Raw genomic sequence first — 22,038 nt, forward strand, 5'->3', positions numbered from 1 at the left:
CGCTCTGTGTAGTAAAGATCAGTGCAAGACACAAAAAACCCCATGATCGCTCATGGGGTTTTGTGTTTTCAGCTTCGGCGTTTATGCCGGCGCCGAGGTGCGAATCAAGTGATCGAATGCGCTCAGGGAAGCCTTGGCGCCCTCGCCCACCGCAATCACGATCTGCTTGTACGGCACGGTGGTCACGTCGCCGGCCGCGAACACGCCGGGGATCGACGTCTCACCACGGGCATCGACAATGATCTCGCCGCGCGGCGACAGCTCGATGGTGCCTTTAAGCCAATCGGTATTAGGCAACAGACCGATCTGCACAAAAATCCCTTCCAGCTCGACAGTGCGCAGCTCGTCCGACTGACGATCCTTGTAGCGCAGGCCGTTGACCTTCTGGCCATCGCCGGTCACTTCAGTGGTTTGCGCACTGGTGATCACGGTAACGTTCGGCAGGCTGTGCAACTTGCGCTGCAGTACCGCGTCGGCGCGCAATTGCACGTCGAACTCCAGCAGGGTTACGTGGGACACGATCCCGGCCAGGTCGATGGCTGCTTCGACGCCGGAGTTACCGCCACCGATCACCGCCACACGCTTGCTTTTGAACAGCGGACCGTCACAGTGCGGGCAGTACGCCACACCCTTGTTGCGGTATTGCTGCTCACCCGGAACGTTCATTTCACGCCAGCGCGCGCCGGTGGCGAGGATCACGGTCTTGGCTTTCAAGGACGCGCCGCTGGCGAAATGGATTTCGTGCAATTCACCGTTTTTTCCCGGCACCAGCTTGTCGGCGCGTTGCAGGTTCATGATGTCCACGTCGTATTGCTTAACGTGTTCTTCCAGTGCCACGGCCAGTTTCGGCCCTTCGGTTTCCTGCACGGAGATGAAGTTCTCGATGGCCATGGTGTCGAGCACCTGGCCACCAAAACGTTCAGCCGCCACGCCGGTGCGAATGCCTTTACGAGCGGCGTAAATTGCCGCTGAAGCACCGGCCGGGCCACCGCCGACGACCAGTACGTCGAAGGCTTGCTTGGCGCTGATCTTCTCGGCCTGACGCTCGATGCCACTGGTGTCGATCTTGGCGAGGATTTCTTCCAGGCCCATGCGACCCTGGCCGAAGTTCACGCCGTTCAGGTAAACGCTTGGCACGGCCATGATCTGGCGCTCGTCAACTTCGGCCTGAAACAGCGCGCCGTCGATGGCGACGTGGCGGATGTTCGGGTTCAGCACAGCCATCAGGTTCAGCGCCTGAACCACATCCGGGCAGTTCTGGCAGGACAGCGAGAAGTAAGTCTCGAAGTTGAACTCGCCTTTGAGCGAGCGGATCTGCTCGATAACGTCGGCACTGGCTTTCGATGGGTGGCCGCCGACTTGCAGCAAGGCCAGCACCAGGGATGTGAATTCGTGGCCCATCGGGATGCCGGCGAAACGCAGGCTGATATCGGCTCCCGGGCGATTGATCGAGAACGATGGTTTACGCGCATCGTTACCGTTGTCGAGCAGAGTAATCTGGGTGGAAAGACTGGCAACGTCTTTGAGTAACGCGAGCATTTCCTGGGATTTCGCACCGTCGTCGAGGGATGCAACGATCTCGATCGGCTGAGTGACCCGTTCCAGGTACGATTTCAACTGGGCTTTAAGATTGGCGTCCAACATACGGGCGATTTCCTTAGATGCTGTTTGAATAGAGAGCAATCAGACATAAAAAAACGCCCGAGCGAATCTCGCCCGGGCGTTTTATGGGGCGGTGCAGCTTACTTAGTAGGTGCGGAGCTCCGCCCTGATGAAGCGCGTCACAGACTTAGATCTTGCCGACCAGGTCCAGGGACGGAGCCAGAGTGGCTTCGCCTTCTTTCCACTTGGCTGGGCACACTTCGCCCGGGTGAGCGGCGACGTATTGAGCGGCCTTGATTTTGCGCAGCAGCTCGGAAGCGTCACGACCTACACCGCCATCATTGAGTTCAACGATTTTGATCTGGCCTTCAGGGTTGATCACGAAAGTGCCACGGTCAGCCAGGCCAGCTTCTTCGATCAGCACGTCGAAGTTGCGGGAGATGACATGAGTCGGGTCGCCGATCATGGTGTACTGGATTTTGCCGATGGCTGGCGAAGTGTTGTGCCAGGCAGCGTGGGCAAAGTGGGTATCGGTGGAAACGCTGTAGATCTCGACGCCCAGTTTTTGGAACTCGGCGTAGTTGTCAGCCAGGTCTTCCAGTTCGGTCGGGCAAACAAAGGTGAAGTCAGCTGGGTAGAAGAAAACGACAGACCACTTACCTTTCAGGTCAGCGTCCGACACGTGTACGAAGTCGCCGTTTTTGTAGGCGGTAGCTTTGAACGGTTTAACTTGGCTGTTGATGATAGGCATCGGTGACTCTCCGTCAGGGGTTAAGAAGTTGATGTGGTGAATCCTACCCACCCGATCGCCAGTTGGCTCATTGGCAAACCTGATGTTGCTGATTTGTTTTCGCTATTAGCCGAGCGTATTAATAGAAGAAAACGTGATCTACAGCGCCAACGGCTTTTCAGCGATTCGGGTCATCCCGAGAAATGGGCTGGCTTCAACATAGCGCATGGCTGACTTCACATCCTTCCAGCCCACGTAATTCATCAACGACTTCAAATCCCAACCGCTCTGATGGGCCCAGGTGGCGAAGCCACGACGCAGGGAGTGACTGGTGTAGTGCTCGGCCGCAATGCCGGCGCGCTCCAGTGCCTGGCGCAACAACGGGATAACGCTATTGGCGTGCAAGCCCTCCTCGCTCAAATGGCCCCAGCGATCGATGCCACGAAACACGGGGCCACGGACCAACGCGGCTTCGGTAATCCATTCGATGTAGGCCTGTACCGGGCACAGGCGCTGCAAGGCGGGTGTCTGGTAGGTCTGGCCGAGGTTCTCGCGATCGCCCTTGCTGCGTGGCAAGTAGAGGGTAATGCCTGAACCGGCGCTGGCTTGTACATGCTCGATCTGCACGCGGCACAACTCATCACTACGAAAACCACGCCAGAAGCCCAGCAGGATCAGTGCGGTGTCGCGCTTGGCTCTCAGCAATCCCGCGCGATCGTCCTGCGCCCTGGCGGACTGTGCTTCCTGCTCCAGCCAGGCGATCACTTGCTCCAGATGTTGAAGCTGCAAGGGTTCAGCCTGTTTTTCCTGGGCCGGGTGCAGCGCGCGAATGCCTTTGAATACTTTGCGCACCACCGGCGCCTTGGTCGGATCGGCGAACCCCTGGCTGCTGTGCCACTGCGCCAACGCGGACAAGCGCAACTTCAAGGTATTGATCGACAGCACGCCCGCATGTGCAACCAGGTACCGCGCAACGCTATCGCTGGTCGCCGGCAGGAACCCGCCCCAGCTGACTTCGAAGTGCTCGATGGCCGCGCGATAGCTGCGACGGGTGTTGTCGCGGGTAGCGGCTTGCAGGTAGCGATCCAGATCGGTCATGGGCTCAGTGCTCGAAAACGTACCGCGTTGGCGATTGAATACCCGGTCTACAGCTCATCACACGGGGTAATACCAGTATATCCCGCATCAGTTATCACAAGTTTTTAACTTTATTCACGGCATGGTACATTGTGTATATTAGTGGTACGTACCACAGTATCAAATCGTAGGAGAACACATGGCACGTGGCGGCGTAAACAAGGCACTGGTGCAAGCGGCACGCTCGGCAATCCTCGCCCGGGGCGAACACCCGAGCATCGACGCAGTGCGGATCGAAATGGGCAATACCGGCTCGAAAACCACGATCCATCGCTATCTGAAAGAGCTCGATGACGGCACCGAACCCGCGCCAGCACCTTCCGAACCGATCGATGATGAGCTGACAGCGCTGGTGGCGCGACTGGCGCAACGCCTGAAAGAACAGGCGCAAGAACCCATCGACCAGGCACGCGCGCAGTTCGAGCAACAACGAAAAGAGCTGGAAACCCAGCTGCACGAGGCCCGCGAGGCCAATACCGAATTGCAACAGCAATACGAAATTCAAAGCCTGGCGCTGACCCAGGAATCGGCGGAACTGCACGACACCCGCTCGATGCTGCAATCCGAGCAAACCCGCAACGCCGGGCTGAACCAGGCACTGGCCGATTTCGAGTTGCGCTTGCAGGACAAGGACGAGCAGATCCGCTCACTGGAAGAAAAACACCTGCACGCCCGCGAAGCACTGGAGCACTACCGCAATGCCGTCAAAGACCAGCGCGAGCAGGAACAGCGACGCCACGAAGGCCAGGTACAACAAATTCAGATGGAATTGCGTCAGGCCCAGCAAAGCGCACTGGTACGCCAGGATGAAATCACCCAACTGCATCGCGACAATGAGCGTCTGCTGACCGAAAACCGTGGCACGCTGCGGGAGCTGAGCCTGTTGCAGGAGCAACTCAAGCACACCAACAGCCGACAGGATCAGTTACTGGAACAGGTCACCCGCATCGACAGCGAACGCACCCTCCTCCAGGAACGCTTGCGCATTGCCTTGCTGGAAAGCCAGTCGCTCAAGCAGAACATTGACGAGCAGTCGCACATCAACAAAGCGCTGGAAGTTGAACTGATCAAGTTGCAGGCAAGCCTGGATGAAAGCGTGCGCCTGGCCGCTGTCGTTGCGACAGCGCCAGACGCATCAGCGCCACAGAAGAACGATTAACCCGCGACTGGCGTGCGCATGGTGACGAACTCTTCGGCGGCCGTCGGATGCACGCCGATGGTTTCGTCGAAGTCGCGCTTGGTCGCGCCCGCTTTCAGGGCAATCGCCAACCCTTGCACGATCTCGCCAGCGTCCGGACCGACCATGTGGCAGCCCAGGACCTTGTCGGTCTTGGCGTCCACCACCAGTTTCATCAAGGTGCGTTCCTGGCATTCGGTCAGGGTCAGCTTCATCGGCCGAAAACGGCTTTCGAAGATGACCACATCGTGCCCAGCCTCGCGCGCCTCTTCTTCAGTCAGCCCGACAGTGCCGATGTTCGGCAAGCTGAACACGGCGGTCGGGATCATCTTGTAATCCACCGGGCGATATTGCTCAGGCTTGAACAAGCGCCGCGCCACGGCCATGCCTTCGGCCAGAGCAACCGGCGTGAGTTGTACCCGACCAATCACATCACCGAGGGCCAGGATCGACGGTTCAGCGGTTTGATACTGTTCATCGACCTCGACAAAACCTTTCTTGTCGAGTTTGACCCCGGTGTTTTCCAGCCCCAGGTTGTCGAGCATCGGACGCCGACCGGTGGCGTAGAACACGCAATCCGCCTCCAGCTCACGACCATCCTTGAGCGTCGCCTTCAGGCTGCCATCGGCCTGCTTGTCGATACGTTCGATGTCGGCATTGAATTGCAGGTTCATGCCGCGCTTGGTCAGCTCTTCCTGCAAATGTTTGCGCACTGCGCCGTCGAAGCCACGCAGAAACAGATCACCGCGATACAGCAGCGTGGTCTCAGCGCCCAGCCCGTGGAAAATCCCGGCAAACTCCACCGCAATGTAACCACCACCGACCACCAGAACGCGCTTGGGCAGCTCTTTAAGGAAGAATGCCTGGTTGGAGCTGATGGCATGCTCGTGCCCCGGAATCTGCGGGATCTGCGGCCAACCACCGGTGGCAATCAGGATGTTTTTGGCGGTGTAACGCTCGCCATTGATCTCAACCTGATGCGGATCGACGATTTTCGCGTGACCTTCATGCAAGGTCACACCACTGTTGACCAGCAGATTGCGATAAATGCCGTTCAGGCGATTGATCTCGCGATCCTTGTTGGCGATCAGCGTCGCCCAGTCGAACGTCGCTTCACCCGGAGTCCAGCCAAAACCTTGCGATTGCTCGAAGTCTTCGGCGAAGTGCGCGCCGTAGACCAGCAGTTTTTTCGGCACACAGCCAACGTTCACGCATGTACCGCCCAGGTAGCGGCTCTCGGCCACGGCGACTTTCGCACCAAAACCGGCCGCGAACCGCGCAGCCCGCACACCGCCAGAACCGGCACCAATCACATATAGGTCAAAATCGTAGGCCATTACTATCTCCTCGGCAGGACACCAGCATACCTGCGAGCGCCCTTTGGGCAAGCGTTGCAAACTATTTGGGGCCGAAAAATGAAAAAGCCACCCGAAGGTGGCTTTTCAATACAAGCAGCTCAGGCGCTATCAGTAAGCCTTGCCAGTCTTGTAGAAGTTCTCGAAGCAGAAGTTGGTTGCGTCGATGTAGCCTTCGGCGCCACCGCAGTCGAAACGCTTGCCTTTGAACTTGTAGGCCATGACGCAGCCGTTTTGCGCTTGCTTCATCAGGGCGTCGGTGATCTGGATTTCGCCGCCCTTGCCTGGCTCGGTCTGCTCGATCAGGTCGAAGATGTCCGGGGTCAGGATGTAACGGCCGATGATCGCCAGGTTCGACGGTGCATCTTCAGGTTTTGGCTTCTCGACCATGCTGTGAACGCGATAGATGTCGTCGCGAATCATCTCGCCGGCGATCACGCCGTACTTGTTGGTTTCCTGAGGATCGACTTCCTGGATGGCCACGATCGAGCAGCGGAACTGCTTGTACAGCTTGACCATCTGGGTCAGTACGCCGTCGCCTTCGAGGTTGACGCACAAGTCGTCCGCCAGTACTACGGCGAAAGGTTCGTCGCCAATCAGTGGACGGCCGGTCAGGATTGCGTGGCCCAGGCCTTTCATTTCGGTCTGGCGAGTGTAGGAGAACGAGCACTCGTCGAGCAGTTTACGGATGCCGACCAGGTATTTCTCCTTGTCAGTGCCCTTGATCTGGTTTTCCAGCTCGTAGCTGATGTCGAAGTGGTCTTCCAGGGCGCGTTTGCCGCGACCGGTAACGATGGAGATTTCGGTCAACCCGGCATCCAGTGCTTCTTCGACGCCGTACTGGATCAGTGGCTTGTTTACCACCGGCAGCATTTCTTTGGGCATGGCTTTAGTCGCTGGCAGGAAGCGAGTACCGTAACCGGCTGCTGGGAACAAGCATTTCTTGATCATATAAGTCCTTGAAAGGGCTGTGTGTACGAGTTTCGGCGCAGTCTAATCAGGCGGCGTGCACCTTACAATGCCCCGCACTGGCTAACCGACGCCATCATAGAGAAATATTCTGATGGATAGTTCCGCAGATAAGCTGCACAACGTCTTATAGATAGCAGAGATCGACGACCTGCGCGGCCATCAGTCTAGCGACAATCTGCCCCACCCTACACCCATCGGCACCCGTTGAGGGCATTTGGCGCTATCATTGCGCACCTGAACCAGCCAACGAGGCAGATAGATGTCGGCAGCAAAAAGCGTCAACGGGTACCTGATCAATCAGGCGAAAGACGGCCAGTGGTGGATAGACAGCGTCGGCGGCGAGAATATTGCCGGGCCGTTCCCTACAGAAGCGTTGGCGATTGAAGTGGCATCGGTGTTGCAGGATCAACCCGCAGCACCCAAGCGGCGCGGCAAGGACAAGCCTTGAGCTGAACCTGGCGCGACCGCAGCCCTGTCTTTGCGCAGGGCTTTTTTGTGAATGCCTGCAACGAAGTGGCCAATCGCTATAACCTTTCGTTGCAGCCGCTGTCATAGCGTTTAGCCCCCATCACTGACGACGACCACGACATGAAAAGATTCTTGCCACTGATTGCGGTACTGGCCCTGAGTGGCTGCGCCACGTCAGAAACGACTTACCTGAAAAATGGCGAGCAAGGCCTGACCATCGACTGCTCCGGGGAAGCCAACGCCTGGGCCAGTTGCTACGAAAAAGCCGATGCCTCTTGCGCCGGTACCGGCTATCGGATTGTCGGTACCGACGGTACACCTTCGACCAAGGAAAGCGACAAAACCCTGGGCGTCGACGTCGGCAATTACAAGAACCGCAGTGTGGTGGTGGTCTGCAAGTAGGGCACCCATTGCCCTACATATGGATTTCGGCGAACTTGATCCCGAGCCCGCGTACCGTCTCGATCAAATCGTCGAGGCGGCTGAAGGACTCGACTTCATCGTTGTCATCCACCAGGAAAAAACTGCGCCCGGCGCTTTTCTTGAAAAATACGATCCACTCCCCCGGATTCGCCGGGTTCTGAATCACATGGGTGGCAGAGATATGACCCTCTGCGTGGCGCTCCCGCACCTGCTCTCGTTTCATGCTCGACTCCAGAAATGACAATGCCGTCAAAGTGCGACTTTGACGGCATCGATGCTGACCGGGGGTAGTCTATCAGCCGGAAATGCACGCGGTGGCGGCATTGCGTACATCCCATGGGCGCAACGGCACATTGGAGATGCGCTCATGCAGTTTGATGCTGCTGCCACCGGAGCGGTCTTCAATGTCAAACACCGCTGCCGGCCCCGAGGAGAACTTCTGCGGCACAATCACCCGCATGCCATCCTTTTGCGGCTCGACTTGCAAGGCCCCACGGCTACTGGCCAATTTCTCGACCAGGCACTGGGCGTACTCATGGGGTTTCTTGCCTGAAATCACGTTCATGGTAGGCAACGACGCAGTGATGTCCGAGACCGTCGCACATCCACCCACTGCCAATACAAACGGCACGACCAGAACACCCCATTTCATATGAAACCTCCGATAAAGACCCTCCGACAGCACAAATGCTGTTTTTCTCCAAGGCTCCCTGCATTTATCGCTCATAGAATTCCAAATAACTGTTTTTAATTGTCAAAGCGGACCCCGACAGCCAGATAATAACCTGTTCGGGCTGATAAACTGCGCCAATCGCCCATGCTATCGTTTTGATTTTGTAGAAAAAGCCCTTCTGGAGGCGCCTCATGAAATTTATCCACCAGCGCGAGCACCTCAACGAAGACGACATCGTCGTCATTCAGTGCTCCCAAATGTGCAACATCCGCTTGATGAACGACGCCAACTTCCGCAGCTTCAAGAACGGCGGCCGTCACACGTATCACGGTGGCGCATTCGACACCTTCCCGGCCCGGATCACCGCGCCGAGCACCGGTTTCTGGAACATCACCATCGACACGGTCAACCGCCGCCCGATCAGCGTGACCCGCAAACCGACCCTGACGCACTCGATCAAGATCATCCGCCGCTCCAGCTCGAAGCTGAGCTGAACCCACACCAGAACAGGCAGGTATGACCGTGGCCCAGACGACCAAATACGTCATCAAATACAAACTCAACGGCGAACGTCGCTTCGAATTCGCCCAGCTTGAAAACGGCACTGCAGAAGAAGCCAAGGCTGCGCTGGACAAGCTGCATGGCCAGAGCGAAGACGTCATCAGCGAGATCAGCGTCAGCAAAGCGCTGTAACGCGATCTGGAGCGACAACATGGACGTCTGCTCCCCTCTCGCGAATTCGACCGCAAGCGCCGGAGTGCCCGCTCCCGCAACGCTCTCTAAACTGGCCGCCTCGACCTTTTGGTCAAGGAGTCAGAACCCTTGCTTACCGATCCGATTCACCACGATGCCCTCGACTGGGGCAAACTTACGCAGCAACTCGACCAGGATGGCTGCGCGATCATCAAATCGCTTTTAAGCCATAAGACCTGCGATGAAATAAGCGCCCTGTACGACTGCTCCGAACCCTTTCGCTCGAAAGTGGTGATGGCGCGCCACGGTTTTGGCCGTGGCGAGTACAAATACTTCAGATACCCGCTGCCTGATCCGGTGGCCCGGTTGCGCAGCGCGCTCTACCCTCGACTGGTTCCCATCGCCAATCGCTGGTACGAATGCATGGATTTGCCGACCCGTTTCCCCGAACCCCACGAAGCGTTTCTGCAACGCTGCCATGCCGCCGGTCAGGAACGCCCGACACCTTTATTGCTGCAATACGGCCCGCAGGACTACAACTGCTTGCATCAGGATCTGTACGGCGAACACGTGTTCCCGCTGCAAGTGGCAATTCTGCTGTCAGAACCGGGAAAGGACTTTACCGGTGGCGAATTTGTGCTGACCGAACAACGCCCACGGATGCAATCGCGCCCGCAAGTCATCGGACTGAAGAAAGGTGACGCGTTGATTTTTGCCGTGAATCAGCGCCCGGTTAAAGGCGTTCGCGGCTATTACCGAGTGACCCTGCGTCATGGGGTGAGTCGCCTGCACAGTGGAAAACGGCATACCCTTGGAATCATCTTTCACGATGCGTTATGAGCCCATGAACCCGATCACCTTCGATCTGTTTGCCGACGCAGAACCCGAGCAGCAGCCCAGGCGCGAGCAGATCGGCGAACAATCCTACGTCCTCAGGGGCTTCGCCCTACCCTGGCTCGACCGGTTACTACCGGCGCTGGAGGCGGTTCTGACAGCGGCGCCGTTTCGGCAGATGGTCACGCCCGGCGGCTTTACCATGTCGGTGGCCTTGAGCAGTTGCGGCACCTGGGGCTGGACCACCGATCGCAGCGGCTACCAGTACACCCGCAACGATCCGCAGACCGGCGCGCCCTGGCCTGAAATGCCCGAGGTGTTTTTCGAACTGGCCCAGGCGGCGGCGCGAGAGGCAGGGTTTATGGCGTTCGTACCGGACTCCTGCCTGATCAACCGCTATGTTCCCGGGGCCAGGATGTCGTTGCATCAGGACAAAAACGAAAACGCCTACACTGCCCCCATCGTGTCGGTGTCTTTGGGATTGCCGGCGACGTTTCTGTTTGGCGGCTTCGAACGCAGCGCCAAAAGCCAGCGAGTGCCGCTGTTTCACGGTGATATCGTGGTTTGGGGCGGTGTGGACCGTTTGCGTTACCACGGCGTATTGCCGATCAAGGAAGGCCAGCATCCGCGGCTGGGCGAACAGCGGATCAATTTCACTTTTCGTACTGCGCGATGATGCAGTCGAATTCGACCGCAAGACCCGGAGTGTGGCGTCGGTGCCGGCTGGTTAATCTGCATGAAACGGGTCAACGGACATGAAGCCATGACAACTCAATCGCCAACAATCGCCACCGAAAACGATCCTCGCTGGGCCGCCGTGGTCGCGCGCGATCCCCGTGCCGACGGGCAGTTTGTGTATGCGGTGAAAACCACCGGTATCTACTGTCGCCCCAGCAGCCTGGCACGCCTGCCGAAACCGCAGAATGTCGAGTTCTTCGACACTGCCGAGCAAGCTCAGGCGGCGGGTTATCGCCCCAGCAAACGTGCCGCGAAAGATCACAGCGACGTCGCCGCGCAACACGCCGCCACCGTGGCCGCCGCGTGCCGTCAAATCGAATCCGCCGAAACGTTACCGGCGTTGAATGAGCTGGCAGATGCAGCCGGTTTGAGCAGTTTCCACTTCCATCGTGTGTTCAAGGCCATCACCGGCCTGACGCCCAAGGGCTACGCCACCGCCCATCGTTCACGCAAGGTTCGCGAGCGCCTGACCGATGGCGGCACGGTTACCGATGCGCTGTATGACGCCGGATTCAATTCCAACAGCCGTTTCTATGAGGCAGCGGATCAATTGCTCGGCATGACACCCGGGGACTATCGCGCGGCCGGGCAGAACAATGACATTCGCTTTGCCGTCGGCCAGTGCTCTCTGGGAGCGATTCTGGTGGCACAAAGTGAGCGCGGAGTCTGCGCGATTCTGCTGGGCGACGACCCGCATCAACTGGTCTGCGACCTGCAGGACAAGTTTCGCCGCGCCAACCTGATTGGCGCCGATCATGAGTTCGAGCAGTTGATCGCCAAGGTCGTCGGCTTTATCGAAGCCCCGGCCCTCGGCCTGGATTTGCCGCTGGATGTACGCGGCACAGCGTTTCAAGAGCGGGTATGGCAAGCCCTGCGGGAGATTCCCGTCGGCAGCACCGCCAGTTACGCCGATATCGCTCAGCGCATCGGTGCACCGAAAGCCATGCGCGCCGTGGCCCAGGCCTGTGGCGCGAATAGTTTGGCGGTGGCGATCCCTTGCCATCGCGTGGTGCGCAGCGACGGCAACCTGTCGGGTTACCGCTGGGGCGTGGAACGCAAGCGTCAGTTGCTGGAACGTGAAAACGCGTCCGGGTCCTGAATGCCAATATAGACCGCCACGGATTCCGGGCCGGTGTAGACCTCGAAGTCCGTGGCGAACTTGCGGCGAACCTGCGGGTTGTCTTCGAAGTAAGCCCAGATAAAGCCCCAAGCCTGAATGACGCTGTCCGGCATCGCCCCTTTGGCGCTGAACACCAGGTAATCGCCGCCCTCAACCTGAATCTGCGCAAAGCCCTCGGAGGGTGTGGTGACCGCCGCGCCCGCGGTTACATCGAAGTGGCCTGAAGTGTCGGACTCGTAGTTGGAATACACGCCGTACATAAAGGAGTCCGGCTGTTTGTGGGCGATTTTGTCGAAAACGTCCTCGACGAAAAATTGTTCCCACATAGGGCCGATACGTGCGGTATCCGGCTGCTGCTCTGCGGCATTGCGGGTTCGCACCTGCAAACCCGAGACACTGAAGGGCAGCACTTCACGCAGTTTTACATCCATTGTCGCTATTTCCTTTTCACTACAGTTTGTCTGTTTGATTGGTGCCAAGACGATCAACGATTGACGTCGACCACCACCCGGCCGCGCAACTGCCCGGCAAGCAAGCGCGGCGCGGCGTCGATGGCTTCGCTCAAGCCGATTTCGTGGCTGATCAATGGTAACAAGGCGAAATCCAGGTCCTTGGCCAGGCGATTCCAGGCCAGTATCCGCCGGGCTTTGGGTTGGGTCACGCTGTTGATCCCGGCCAGGGTCACGCCGCGCAATATGAACGGTGCGACGGACGCCGGGAAGTCCATGCCCTGGGCCAGGCCGCAGGCGGCGACGGTGCCGTTAGCCCTGGTGCTCGCGCAAGCGTTGGCCAGTGTGTGGCTGCCGACCGAGTCGATCACCGCTGCCCAACGCTCCTTGGCCAACGGCTTGCCCGGCTCCGACAATGTGGCGCGGTCGATGATCTCACTGGCGCCCAAGTGCTTGAGGTAGTCGTGTTCGGAGGTGCGGCCGGTGGAGGCCACCACGCGATAGCCGAGTTTGCTCAGCAGCGCGATGGCGAAACTGCCTACACCGCCGTTGGCGCCCGTCACCAACACCTCGCCCTGTTCGGGACTCACGCCGTTGTGCTCCAGCGCCAGGATGCTCAGCATCGCCGTGTAGCCGGCCGTGCCGACGGCCATCGCTTGCGCGGCGGTGAATGCCTTGGGCAACGGAATCAGCCAGTCGCCATTCAAGCGAGCTTTCTGCGCCAATCCGCCCCAGTGTCCTTCACCCACACCCCAGCCATTGAGCAGGACTTGATCACCGACCTTGTAGTCCGGGTGACTGCTGACTTCGACGGTGCCCGCCAGATCGATCCCCGGCACCATCGGGAACTTGCGCACCACCGGGCTGCTGCCGGTGATCGCCAGGCCATCCTTGAAGTTCAGCGTGCTGTACGCCACACGCACCGTCACATCGCCCTCGGGCAATTGATCGTCAGCGATCTCTTGCAGCGTGGCCCGGTAACCGCTGTCATCTTTGTCGATCAGAATGCCTTTGAACATCACTGCCTCCTGGTGGAATCGTTCAGTTGTCGTGCTGTTGAAATAACACAGGGAACCCCATCACCGTACCCGACTTTAAGCCAATCCCCATCGGCTGGCGCCTTGCGGATCATCCTGTACGCATTAAAAACTCGACTGGCCTTGCGCCAGGCATTACTGATACAAACTTGCTTCTACCGTCCCTGCCCTGTTTCGACGTCGGAGAACACTGCACATGAGCCAATGGCCAGACACCCGCATTCTTGACCTGCTCGGGATCGAGCTGCCGATCATCCAGGGCCCTATGGCCGGCGCGACGACTTCGGCCATGGTGATTGCTGCGTGCAACGCTGGTGGCCTGGGTTCGATGCCTGCCGCGATGCTGAGCATCGAGCAGTTGCGCGAAGAACTGAATACGATTCGCCAACACACCCAGCGCCCGTTCAACGTCAATTTCTTCTGCCACCAACCTCCGCCGCCGGATGAGCAGCGCGCCCGGGAATGGAAGAATCTGCTGGAACCGTACTACCGGGAATTGGGCGTCGACTTCGACGCACCGACGCCGGTGTCCAATCGCGCGCCGTTCGATAACGCGGCCTGCGAAGTGATCGAAGAGTTTCGCCCCGCAGTGGTGAGTTTTCACTTCGGCCTGCCGGAAAAGTCGCTGCTGGATCGGGTAAAAGCCACCGGAGCGAAAGTTCTCTCCTCAGCGACTACGGTCGAAGAAGCCATCTGGCTGGAGCAGCATGGCTGCGATGCGATCATTGCGATGGGTTACGAGGCTGGCGGCCACCGGGGCATGTTCCTCAGTGATGACTTGAGCAGCCAGGTGGGTACTTTCGCGCTGGTGCCGCAGGTCGTTGATGCGGTGAAAGTGCCAGTCATTGCGGCGGGCGGGATTAGCGATGCGCGTGGCGTCGCAGCGGCTTTCATGCTGGGCGCATCGGCGGTTCAGGTAGGTACGGCTTATTTGTTCACGCCAGAGGCCAAGGTCAGCGCGTCCCACCACAAGGCGTTGCGCACGGCCAAGGAAAGCGAGACAGCGGTCACCAACATTTTCACCGGGCGCCCGGCGCGCGGGATTCTCAATCGGGTGATGCGTGAACTCGGGCCGATGAGCGCCAAGGCACCGGCCTTCCCCTTGGCGGGCGGTGCGCTGATGCCATTGCGGGCTAAAGGGGAAGCGGATTTCAGCAACCTTTGGGCCGGGCAGGCGTTCACCCTGGGCGTTGAACTGACTTCGGCAGAGATTACCCGGCGTTTGGCGGATGAAGGATTGGCCAAATTGCTTCACCGCTAGGACGGGGGCCCGTAGCAGCCGAACGCAGGCTGCGCCAGCTGCTACAGGGCGCGCGTGAATTCCGACGTGCACATCCCATTCGTTCCGTTTACAGGCATTTCGCTATATATTCTTATATATAGCGTTTCACTCGCCTACCACGGAGCCGTTTCATGACCATGCGTGCCTCACGTTTTGCCCCTGTGTGCCTGTTCAGCGTGTTCGCTTTCGGGTCCGCCCACGCGGATGAAGTCCAGGTCGCCGTTGCCGCGAACTTCACCGCGCCGATCCAGGCCATCGCTGCCGATTTCGAGAAAGACACCGGGCACAAACTGGTCACCTCCTTTGGTGCAACCGGCCAGTTCTATACCCAGATCAAGAACGGCGCGCCGTTCGAAGTGTTGCTCTCGGCGGATGACACCACGCCACAAAAACTCGAGACCGAAGGCGACACCGTCAAGGGTTCGCGCTTCACCTACGCTATCGGCACGCTGGCGCTGTGGTCGGCCAAGGAAGGTTATGTCGACGCCAAGGGCAAGGTTCTGAGCGACAACCAGTATCAGCATCTTTCCATCGCCAACCCGAAAGCCGCCCCGTACGGTCTGGCTGCCACTCAGGTGCTGGCCAAGCAAGGCCTGACCGACAAGGTCAAAGGCAAGATCGTTGAAGGCCAGAACATCACCCAGGCTTACCAATTCGTGTCCACCGGCAACGCCGAACTCGGTTTTGTGGCCTTGTCGCAGATCTACAAAGACGGCAAAGTGACCAACGGTTCGGCCTGGATCGTTCCGGCCAACCTGCATGATCCGATCAAACAAGACGCGGTGATCCTCAACAAGGGCAAGGACAACCCGGCCGCCCAAGCATTGGTTGACTACCTCAAAGGGCCGAAAGCCGCCGCCGTCATCAAGTCCTATGGTTACCAACTCTAAATGACGCTATCGAGTGCCGATTACTCCGCTATCTGGCTGACCCTGAAACTGGCGTCCCTGACCACGGTCATCCTGCTGATCATTGGCACTCCGATTGCGTTATGGCTGTCGCGTACCCAATCCTGGTTACGCGGCCCGGTCGGGGCGATCGTCGCCCTGCCCCTGGTGCTGCCACCCACGGTGATTGGCTTTTATTTACTGTTGGCTCTTGGCCCGAACGGGTGGATCGGCCACTTCACCCAATCGCTGGGGCTCGGCACCCTGACCTTCAGTTTTGCGGGGCTGGTGATCGGCTCGGTGCTGTACTCGATGCCGTTCGTGGTCCAGCCGCTGCAAAATGCCTTTTCCGCCATCGGCACTCGCCCATTGGAAGTGGCCGCCACCTTGCGCGCCAACCCCTGGGACACGTTCTTCAGCGTGATTGTGCCGCTGGCCCGTCCCGGTTTCATCACCGCGGCCATTCTCGGTTTTGCCCACACCGTCGGCGAGTTTGGCGTGGTGCTGATGATCGGTGGCAACATTCCCGACAAAACCCGCGTGGTCTCGGTGCAGATCTACGATCACGTCGAAGCCATGGAATACGCCCAGGCCCATTGGCTGGCCGGGGCAATGCTGGTGTTCTCCTTTGCAGTGTTGCTGGCGCTCTACTCCAGCCGTAAAACCAAAGCGGCCTGGAGCTGACCCATGATTCAAACGCGCTTGAAACTGAGCTATTCGGGATTTGCCCTGGATATCGACCTGCAATTGCCCGGCCGTGGAGTGACTGCGCTCTATGGTCATTCCGGTTCGGGCAAAACCACTTGCCTGCGCTGCATCGCCGGTCTGGAACAGGCCGGGCAGGGCTTTATCCAGATCAACGATGAAGTCTGGCAGGACAGCGACAAGCGGATTTTCGTCCCGCCGCATAAACGCGCCCTGGGTTATGTTTTCCAGGAAGCCAGCCTGTTTCACCATCTGTCGGTGCGGGCCAATCTTGAATTCGGCCTCAAGCGCATCCCTCGCCAACAGCGGCGGGTCGACATGGCGCATGCCACTGAACTGCTAGGGATTGGCCATTTACTCGACCGCAATCCGCAGAATCTTTCCGGCGGCGAGCGCCAGCGTATCGGCATCGCCCGTGCCCTGCTCACCAGTCCCAAACTGCTGCTGATGGACGAGCCACTGGCGGCGCTCGATACCCAGCGTAAAAACGAAATCCTGCCTTACCTGCAACGGTTGCACGATGAGCTCGACATCCCGGTGCTGTACGTCAGCCATTCCCAGGATGAAGTCGCGCGGCTTGCCGATCACCTCGTCCTGCTCAGCAACGGCAAGGCTTTGGCCAGCGGCGCCATCGGCGAAACCCTGGCCCGGCTCGATCTGCCGCTGGCGCTGGGCGATGACGCCGGCGTGGTGATCGAAGGGCACGTCAGCGCCTATGACGCCGACTACCAGCTGTTGACCTTGCAACTGCCCGACACCGACCTGAGCATTCGGGTCGCCCACGCGCCGATGACCAAGGGCCAGGCATTGCGCTGCAAGGTTCAAGCGCGGGATGTCAGCCTGAGCCTGCAAGGCGTCGAACAGAGCAGCATCCTCAATCGCCTGCCGGTCACGGTGATCAGTGAAATCGGCGCCGACAACGCTGCTCACGTACTGATCCGCCTGAATGCCGCCGGCACACCGCTGCTGGCGCGAATCACCCGCTACTCCCGGGATCAACTGGGCGTGCACCCCGGCCAGCAACTCTGGGCGCAGATCAAAGCGGTGGCGGTGTTGGCCTGAAATCTGTCGGCATTCTTTAGGCACCCCGGCAATGGCGCGTGGTCAATGGCTTAACACCCTGACTCGCCGCCCGGGATTGCCTGCCATGCCAGATACCGCGTTGTCCGAGGGACTGCCGTCCGACCTGCATTACGTCGACGACAGCCAGCCTGGCATCACCCGCAAGAAGCTGCGTGGCGCATTCGGCTATTTCGCCCCGTCGGGTCGCCGCATTACCGATCCGGATGAAATCAAACGCATCAACGCCCTCGCAGTACCACCCGCCTACACCGATGTATGGATTTGCCCCGACCCGCGCGGTCATCTGCAAGCCACCGGTCGCGATGCCCGTGGCCGCAAGCAATACCGTTATCACCCGCGCTGGCGCGAAGTGCGCGATGCCGACAAATATTCACGCTTGCGGGACTTCGGCCTGGCCCTGCCGAAACTGCGCAAGCAGCTTGAAACCCTGTTGGCGACTCCCGGCTTCAGTCGCGACAAGGTGATGGCCACGGTGATTACCTTGCTCGATGCAACGCTGATCCGGGTTGGCAACACGCAGTACGCCCGGGACAACCGCTCCTATGGCCTGACGACCCTGCGCAACCGTCACGTCGAGATCAACGGCAGCGCGATCATGTTCCAGTTTCGCGGCAAGAGCGGCATCGAGCACCAGATCACCGTAAAAGACCGGCGCCTGGCGCGGATCATCAAGCGCTGCCTGGAGATTCCCGGGCAAAACCTCTTTCAGTATCTGGACGAAAACGGTGACCGGCACACCGTCAGCTCCTCCGACGTCAACGCTTACTTGCAAATGCTGACCGGCGCCGATTTCACCGCCAAGGATTACCGCACCTGGGCCGGCAGTGCGCTGGCGTTGGCGGTGTTGCGCAAGTTGCAGTGGCAATCGCCAGCCGATGCAAAGCGGCAGGTGGTGGACATGGTCAAGCATGTCGCCCGGCAACTGGGCAATACCCCGGCGGTTTGCCGCAAGTGCTACATCCACCCGGCGGTCGTCGATGAGTTTATGCAAGGCGCATTGGCCGGACTGCCGCCGTCGCGGGGGCGTAAAAGGCTCAGGGCAGAGGAAGTGGCGCTGGCGGTGTTTCTGGAGAAGCTCATCGAGAAGGCTGAAACACCATGAGTCGACTTCTGGGGTGCACTGAACCGACGAACTGACCCACCAGTTTTTTGCATGATCGCAAAGCGCTTCTATGCTTGATCTGAACACGAACAGCTTCGGTGGACGCCATGGAAGACATTTTCGTTGTGAAACGCTGCAACAAGATCATCGTTCATGGCCGCCGGGCCGGAGAAACCGGTCACCCACCACCCGACGCCGCCGTCTGGTATCGCATCGTCGATACCCGCACGCGCGGCTTCATCGGTGACGGTTACGATCTTGAAGAGGACGCCAGGCACGAATGTCGCAGGCTTAACGAGGCCAGTTCGCCGGTGTCGCACGGGTTGGCTTGACGCCGGCCACTTTCATTTTCCGGGTCTATACTTGAAGGAGCTGAAGGACCAGCGACCCATCGGCAGAAAGCTCGCTCCCCCGCGGGCTTTTTGTTGCCCTTTAGCCGATTTCCTTGAACGGAGGTGATTGTCATGTCCGAGAAAGAGTCTATCGCCACCCTGCTCACCCTGCTTGACTCCCGTCAGGCCCGCCTTGCTGCTGCGTGCAAGGAAATCGCCGACTGGGTCGATCATCAAGGGGGGCATCCGACAGCGCTCAGGATTCGTGACCGCTTGAACGACATCGAGAAGGACACGCCGCAGATTCGCAGCGCGTTGTCTGCACTCAAACATGTCGAGCCGCCACTGCCTCGGTTCAAATCAGGCGACCGCGTTATTTGAGCCAGGGACAGAGTCCAATCCAGCACACCTGAGCGGTGACCTCTTCGTCACCGTGGTTATGCCTGCCTGCCAGACTCGCGCTACATCCCAACCCGGCCCAGTTGCCGGGCTTTTTTTATTCGTGCCTTCGGCCATTTCACACCGTCTTCACAACCGAACTCCTACAGTTCACTTGCTCCTTTGAAAACATCCCCTGGCCCGCCCGCATGCGGGCCATTTTTTTGCCTGCCGTAACGCGAACGAACGCCCTCACCCGCCAGGTGTCGAACGCTTACACATCACGAAGGAGTATGTCCCATGGTCACTCACTTCAAAGTCGGCGGGCACCTGGCCTGCGGGCACAAAGGCAGCAACCTCACTTCCAGTAGCATATTGAACAGGGTGAAATGCAGAAGCTGCCGCAACACCGATGCGTACAAGGAAGCGCGCAAAACCGAACGCAACGCCGCCCGTCGGGCCGCACGCAAGGCCAAAGCCACCCACACCGCCAATGATTGGCGCTCAGAGTGGACCCAACGGCTGATCGAGATGCCCGGACTGCAACGGCTACCGCGTGGCTTTACTGGCCAGCCATTTGTATAGCTGACACGCCAGGCGTGAGGATTTCCTCTAGAAATTCGATAAACACATTGATCCGGCTGGATCCCCGGTGGTTGGGCAAATACAGCGAGTTGATGCAGCTGCTCGCACTGCCGGGATTGACTTCGTAGTGTTCCAGCAACCGCGTCAGCCGGCCTGCGGCGACATCGTCGCGCACCAGCCAGTCGGCCAACAGGGTCACCCCGCCGCCGGCGATTGCCGCTTCGCGCAGGATGTCGGCGTTGTTGCTTTGCAGGCGGCCGTGCACATTGAGCTGGATGGTTTCCTTATCGCCCTGGAACGTCCAGCACTGGTGCGAACCAGCGTAATCAAAGCGCAGGCATTGGTGCTCGAGCAAGTCGCGAGGATGACACGGCGCCGTGTGGCGGCTCAGGTAATCCGGGCTGGCCACCACCCAGCGCTGGAAGGCCCCTACCCGTTTACTGACGATGTCTTCACTGACCACCGACGATCCCAGACGCACCGACACGTCGATCTGTTCGCTCAGCAGGTCGCTGACCTGATCGCTCAACGACACGCTTATTTCCAGTCCCGGATGGCGCTCGAGCAATCGGCCCAGATGCGGCGCGATGATCCGCCGACCAAACTCGACGGGCACGCTGATCCGCAGGCGTCCTTGCGCCTCGCTGCCACGGTCGGCAACCACGGCATCGGCTTCGTCGATGGCGTCAAGAATCGCCACAGCCTTTTCGAAATAGGTTTGCCCGGCGACGGTCACGCTGGTGTTGCGTGTCGTGCGGTTGAGCAGGCTGGCGCCGAGCTCGTTTTCCAGCCCCGCCACCTGGCGAGTGACCGAAGACGTCGAGATGCCGAGCTTGCGCGCTGCGGAGGAATAACCGCCGCAACGCACGGTTTCAACAAACATCTTCAGTGCCAGCAACTTGTCCATAAGCGGAATCCGGTCAAAAAGAAACGGTGATGATAGTGCATCACCGTTCGCCAGCCGTCTTGTATGACCGTGCTTCACCGGACTCCCCCACACCCGGCGCTCAGGCATTGGCCTTGCGGCCGAGGAACATCACCAAAGCCAGGGTCGGGAGCAATGCCACCGACGCGGCAGACAGGTTCCAGCCGAAGTGCTCGTAGAGCGGGCTCGCCACCAGCGATCCCAAGGCACCGCCAACGAAGATACTGGTCATGTACACGGCGTTGAGTCGTGCCCGGCTGTGCGGGTCGATGGCGTACACCTCGCGCTGGCCCAGCACCATGTTCAGTTGCACGGCGAAATCCAGCAGCACCGCACACACCACCAGCCACAGGTAGCTGCTGCCGGGCAGCGCAGCGATCAACAATGAAACCGGTGCCAGCAGCAGTGCGACCCGTGTTCCGCGGTGGCCGTGGCCGGCATCGGCCAAGCGCCCGGCAATCGGCGCAGCGACTGCACCTACCGCTCCGACTAGGGCAAAAATCGCCACCTGCGCCTGGCTGAAACCGTGGTGACGCATCAGCTCAATCGGTGCAAGCGTCCAGAACAGGCTGAAGCTGGCGAACAACAATCCCTGATACAACGAACGTTGACGCAGCACCGGATGGCGACGAGCCAGGGTAAACACCGAGCCGATCAGCGCGGCATAAGTCGCCTGATGCGTTGGCACACGGCGCGGCAGCGCAGCCGCGGTGATCAGGGCGATGACGGCCATCAGCGCCGCCGCGCTGTAAAACACCCCGCGCCAGCCAAACACTTCCACCAGCAGGCTGGACAGCGGACGCGACAACAGAATGCCCAGCAGCAGCCCGCTCATGATATTTCCCACCACACGGCCGCGCGTGGCTTCGGGCGCCAGATGCGCCGCCAGTGGCACCAGAATCTGCACTGCAACCGAAGTGAGGCCGATCAGCAAGGAAAATACGAGGAACATCGACGGCGAGTGCGTCAGCCCGGCACACAGCAGCGTAACGCTCGCCGCGAGGGTGAAACCCACGACCAGGCGCCGGTTTTCCATCAGGTCGGCCAGCGGTACCAGCAACAGCAGACCCAACGCATAACCAAACTGTGTGAGTGAAACGATCAGGCTGGCATTGGCGCTGGACAGGCCGATCTGCGGCGCGATCAATTCGACAATCGGCTGGGCGTAATAGAGGTTGGCCACGACCGCGCCGCAGCAAAATGCCAGGAACGCGACCATCAGGCCGGAGAGTGAAGCAGGCTGTTCGGCCTTGGCCGCTGCTGCGGGGTTACCCGTGAGCATGATGACACCTCGTTGAGTTCGGGAAAGTGATGCCAAGGCTAAGGGCATGGGCCGACACAGAGAATCCAT

General features: G+C 59.4%; 27 protein-coding genes. 16 read left to right on the plus strand and 11 right to left on the minus strand.

Annotated features, from left to right (window positions below; all coding sequences use genetic code 11):
* Window positions 1–81: 81 nt before the first annotated feature.
* From ahpF to AC1DQM_RS03470, 3 genes are all read right to left on the minus strand, one after another.
* On the minus strand, window positions 82–1,644 hold the full coding sequence (gene ahpF / locus AC1DQM_RS03460) for an alkyl hydroperoxide reductase subunit F (RefSeq protein ID WP_138867488.1): 1,563 nt from the start codon (window positions 1,642–1,644) through the stop codon (window positions 82–84).
* Window positions 1,645–1,789: 145 nt separating this feature from the next.
* Window positions 1,790–2,353, minus strand: coding sequence for an alkyl hydroperoxide reductase subunit C (gene ahpC, locus AC1DQM_RS03465; protein ID WP_105345993.1), 564 nt, complete (start codon window positions 2,351–2,353; stop codon window positions 1,790–1,792).
* Window positions 2,354–2,491: 138 nt separating this feature from the next.
* Window positions 2,492–3,430 carry a site-specific integrase gene (locus tag AC1DQM_RS03470; protein ID WP_138867487.1) on the minus strand — a complete coding sequence of 313 codons (939 nt, stop codon included), beginning with the start codon at window positions 3,428–3,430 and terminating at the stop codon, window positions 2,492–2,494.
* Between the two features lie 178 nt (window positions 3,431–3,608).
* Between AC1DQM_RS03470 and AC1DQM_RS03475 the strand changes: the two genes are divergently transcribed.
* A complete protein-coding gene (locus tag AC1DQM_RS03475; protein WP_138867486.1) occupies window positions 3,609–4,628 on the plus strand; it encodes a DNA-binding protein in 1,020 nt (339 codons plus the stop codon).
* Here AC1DQM_RS03475 and gorA read toward each other — a convergent pair.
* The gene (gorA, locus tag AC1DQM_RS03480) at window positions 4,625–5,983 is read right to left on the minus strand and encodes a glutathione-disulfide reductase (RefSeq protein ID WP_018929070.1); all 1,359 of its coding nucleotides are present in this window, start codon (window positions 5,981–5,983) and stop codon (window positions 4,625–4,627) included. The two genes, AC1DQM_RS03475 and gorA, sit on opposite strands and share 4 nt — an antisense overlap.
* A 129-nt stretch (window positions 5,984–6,112) precedes the next feature.
* On the minus strand, window positions 6,113–6,952 hold the full coding sequence (gene galU, locus AC1DQM_RS03485; protein WP_003182953.1) for a UTP--glucose-1-phosphate uridylyltransferase GalU: 840 nt from the start codon (window positions 6,950–6,952) through the stop codon (window positions 6,113–6,115).
* A 280-nt stretch (window positions 6,953–7,232) separates the two neighbouring features.
* Between galU and AC1DQM_RS03490 the strand changes: the two genes are divergently transcribed.
* Together AC1DQM_RS03490 and AC1DQM_RS03495 are read left to right on the plus strand one after the other, a co-directional pair.
* Entirely contained in the window at window positions 7,233–7,421 is a 189-nt protein-coding gene (locus AC1DQM_RS03490) for a hypothetical protein (RefSeq protein ID WP_007935646.1), read from the plus strand.
* A 140-nt stretch (window positions 7,422–7,561) separates the two neighbouring features.
* On the plus strand, window positions 7,562–7,843 hold the full coding sequence (locus tag AC1DQM_RS03495; RefSeq protein ID WP_018929069.1) for a hypothetical protein: 282 nt from the start codon (window positions 7,562–7,564) through the stop codon (window positions 7,841–7,843).
* Window positions 7,844–7,856: 13 nt separating this feature from the next.
* Here AC1DQM_RS03495 and AC1DQM_RS03500 read toward each other — a convergent pair whose 3' ends face one another.
* Both AC1DQM_RS03500 and AC1DQM_RS03505 read right to left on the minus strand, forming a co-directional pair.
* Window positions 7,857–8,087 (minus strand): hypothetical protein, encoded by a 231-nt coding sequence (locus AC1DQM_RS03500; protein WP_007935641.1) that lies wholly within the window; start codon window positions 8,085–8,087, stop codon window positions 7,857–7,859.
* Window positions 8,088–8,159: 72 nt separating this feature from the next.
* A complete protein-coding gene (locus AC1DQM_RS03505) occupies window positions 8,160–8,516 on the minus strand; it encodes a hypothetical protein (RefSeq protein ID WP_018929068.1) in 357 nt (118 codons plus the stop codon).
* A 212-nt stretch (window positions 8,517–8,728) separates the two neighbouring features.
* Here AC1DQM_RS03505 and AC1DQM_RS03510 point away from each other — a divergent pair, with 212 nt between their 5' ends.
* The 5 genes from AC1DQM_RS03510 (at window position 8,729) to ada (ending at window position 11,901) form a co-directional block, all read left to right on the plus strand.
* Window positions 8,729–9,031 carry a DUF1883 domain-containing protein gene (locus tag AC1DQM_RS03510; protein WP_007900033.1) on the plus strand — a complete coding sequence of 101 codons (303 nt, stop codon included), beginning with the start codon at window positions 8,729–8,731 and terminating at the stop codon, window positions 9,029–9,031.
* A 28-nt stretch (window positions 9,032–9,059) separates the two neighbouring features.
* Window positions 9,060–9,230, plus strand: a complete 171-nt coding sequence (locus AC1DQM_RS03515) for a hypothetical protein (RefSeq protein ID WP_086945763.1) — start codon at window positions 9,060–9,062, stop codon at window positions 9,228–9,230.
* 129 nt (window positions 9,231–9,359) lie between these two features.
* Window positions 9,360–10,070, plus strand: a complete 711-nt coding sequence (locus tag AC1DQM_RS03520; RefSeq protein WP_138867485.1) for a 2OG-Fe(II) oxygenase — start codon at window positions 9,360–9,362, stop codon at window positions 10,068–10,070.
* Complete coding sequence (gene alkB, locus AC1DQM_RS03525) at window positions 10,060–10,740, plus strand: DNA oxidative demethylase AlkB (RefSeq protein ID WP_018929064.1); 681 nt, start codon at window positions 10,060–10,062, stop codon at window positions 10,738–10,740. Before AC1DQM_RS03520 ends, alkB begins: the two co-directional genes overlap by 11 nt.
* Before the next feature lie 87 nt (window positions 10,741–10,827).
* Window positions 10,828–11,901, plus strand: a complete 1,074-nt coding sequence (gene ada, locus AC1DQM_RS03530; RefSeq protein WP_026346071.1) for a bifunctional DNA-binding transcriptional regulator/O6-methylguanine-DNA methyltransferase Ada — start codon at window positions 10,828–10,830, stop codon at window positions 11,899–11,901.
* On the opposite strand, the gene AC1DQM_RS03535 is transcribed toward ada, so the two are convergent.
* Window positions 11,865–12,353: a GyrI-like domain-containing protein gene (locus tag AC1DQM_RS03535; protein WP_138867484.1), complete on the minus strand. Its 489-nt coding sequence runs from the start codon at window positions 12,351–12,353 to the stop codon at window positions 11,865–11,867. The two genes, ada and AC1DQM_RS03535, sit on opposite strands and share 37 nt — an antisense overlap.
* 53 nt (window positions 12,354–12,406) lie before the next feature.
* Window positions 12,407–13,390, minus strand: coding sequence for an acrylyl-CoA reductase (NADPH) (gene acuI / locus AC1DQM_RS03540; protein WP_138867483.1), 984 nt, complete (start codon window positions 13,388–13,390; stop codon window positions 12,407–12,409).
* 214 nt (window positions 13,391–13,604) lie between these two features.
* On the opposite strand from acuI, the gene AC1DQM_RS03545 reads away from it, so the two are divergent.
* The 8 genes from AC1DQM_RS03545 (at window position 13,605) to AC1DQM_RS03580 (ending at window position 19,762) form a co-directional block, all read left to right on the plus strand.
* Window positions 13,605–14,669, plus strand: a complete 1,065-nt coding sequence (locus AC1DQM_RS03545) for an NAD(P)H-dependent flavin oxidoreductase (protein ID WP_138867482.1) — start codon at window positions 13,605–13,607, stop codon at window positions 14,667–14,669.
* A gap of 158 nt (window positions 14,670–14,827) precedes the next feature.
* Window positions 14,828–15,580 (plus strand): molybdate ABC transporter substrate-binding protein, encoded by a 753-nt coding sequence (gene modA, locus AC1DQM_RS03550; protein ID WP_372240865.1) that lies wholly within the window; start codon window positions 14,828–14,830, stop codon window positions 15,578–15,580.
* Window positions 15,581–16,261, plus strand: coding sequence for a molybdate ABC transporter permease subunit (gene modB, locus AC1DQM_RS03555; RefSeq protein ID WP_018929058.1), 681 nt, complete (start codon window positions 15,581–15,583; stop codon window positions 16,259–16,261).
* A 3-nt stretch (window positions 16,262–16,264) separates the two neighbouring features.
* Window positions 16,265–17,344, plus strand: coding sequence for a molybdenum ABC transporter ATP-binding protein (modC, locus tag AC1DQM_RS03560; RefSeq protein ID WP_138867479.1), 1,080 nt, complete (start codon window positions 16,265–16,267; stop codon window positions 17,342–17,344).
* A gap of 85 nt (window positions 17,345–17,429) precedes the next feature.
* Window positions 17,430–18,467, plus strand: coding sequence for a DNA topoisomerase IB (locus tag AC1DQM_RS03565; RefSeq protein ID WP_111453259.1), 1,038 nt, complete (start codon window positions 17,430–17,432; stop codon window positions 18,465–18,467).
* 107 nt (window positions 18,468–18,574) lie between these two features.
* Window positions 18,575–18,799: a hypothetical protein gene (locus tag AC1DQM_RS03570; RefSeq protein WP_111453402.1), complete on the plus strand. Its 225-nt coding sequence runs from the start codon at window positions 18,575–18,577 to the stop codon at window positions 18,797–18,799.
* Between the two features lie 132 nt (window positions 18,800–18,931).
* Window positions 18,932–19,180 (plus strand): hypothetical protein, encoded by a 249-nt coding sequence (locus AC1DQM_RS03575; RefSeq protein WP_018929055.1) that lies wholly within the window; start codon window positions 18,932–18,934, stop codon window positions 19,178–19,180.
* Between the two features lie 297 nt (window positions 19,181–19,477).
* A complete protein-coding gene (locus tag AC1DQM_RS03580; protein ID WP_111453258.1) occupies window positions 19,478–19,762 on the plus strand; it encodes a hypothetical protein in 285 nt (94 codons plus the stop codon).
* Here the strand turns inward: AC1DQM_RS03580 and AC1DQM_RS03585 are convergent.
* Together AC1DQM_RS03585 and AC1DQM_RS03590 are read right to left on the minus strand one after the other, a co-directional pair.
* Window positions 19,740–20,669, minus strand: a complete 930-nt coding sequence (locus AC1DQM_RS03585) for a LysR family transcriptional regulator (protein WP_442114982.1) — start codon at window positions 20,667–20,669, stop codon at window positions 19,740–19,742. The genes AC1DQM_RS03580 and AC1DQM_RS03585 overlap by 23 nt on opposite strands.
* 100 nt (window positions 20,670–20,769) lie before the next feature.
* Window positions 20,770–21,969 carry an MFS transporter gene (locus AC1DQM_RS03590; RefSeq protein WP_138867477.1) on the minus strand — a complete coding sequence of 400 codons (1,200 nt, stop codon included), beginning with the start codon at window positions 21,967–21,969 and terminating at the stop codon, window positions 20,770–20,772.
* Window positions 21,970–22,038: the final 69 nt, after the last annotated feature.

This window comes from Pseudomonas sp. 01L34 (genome assembly GCF_056400265.1).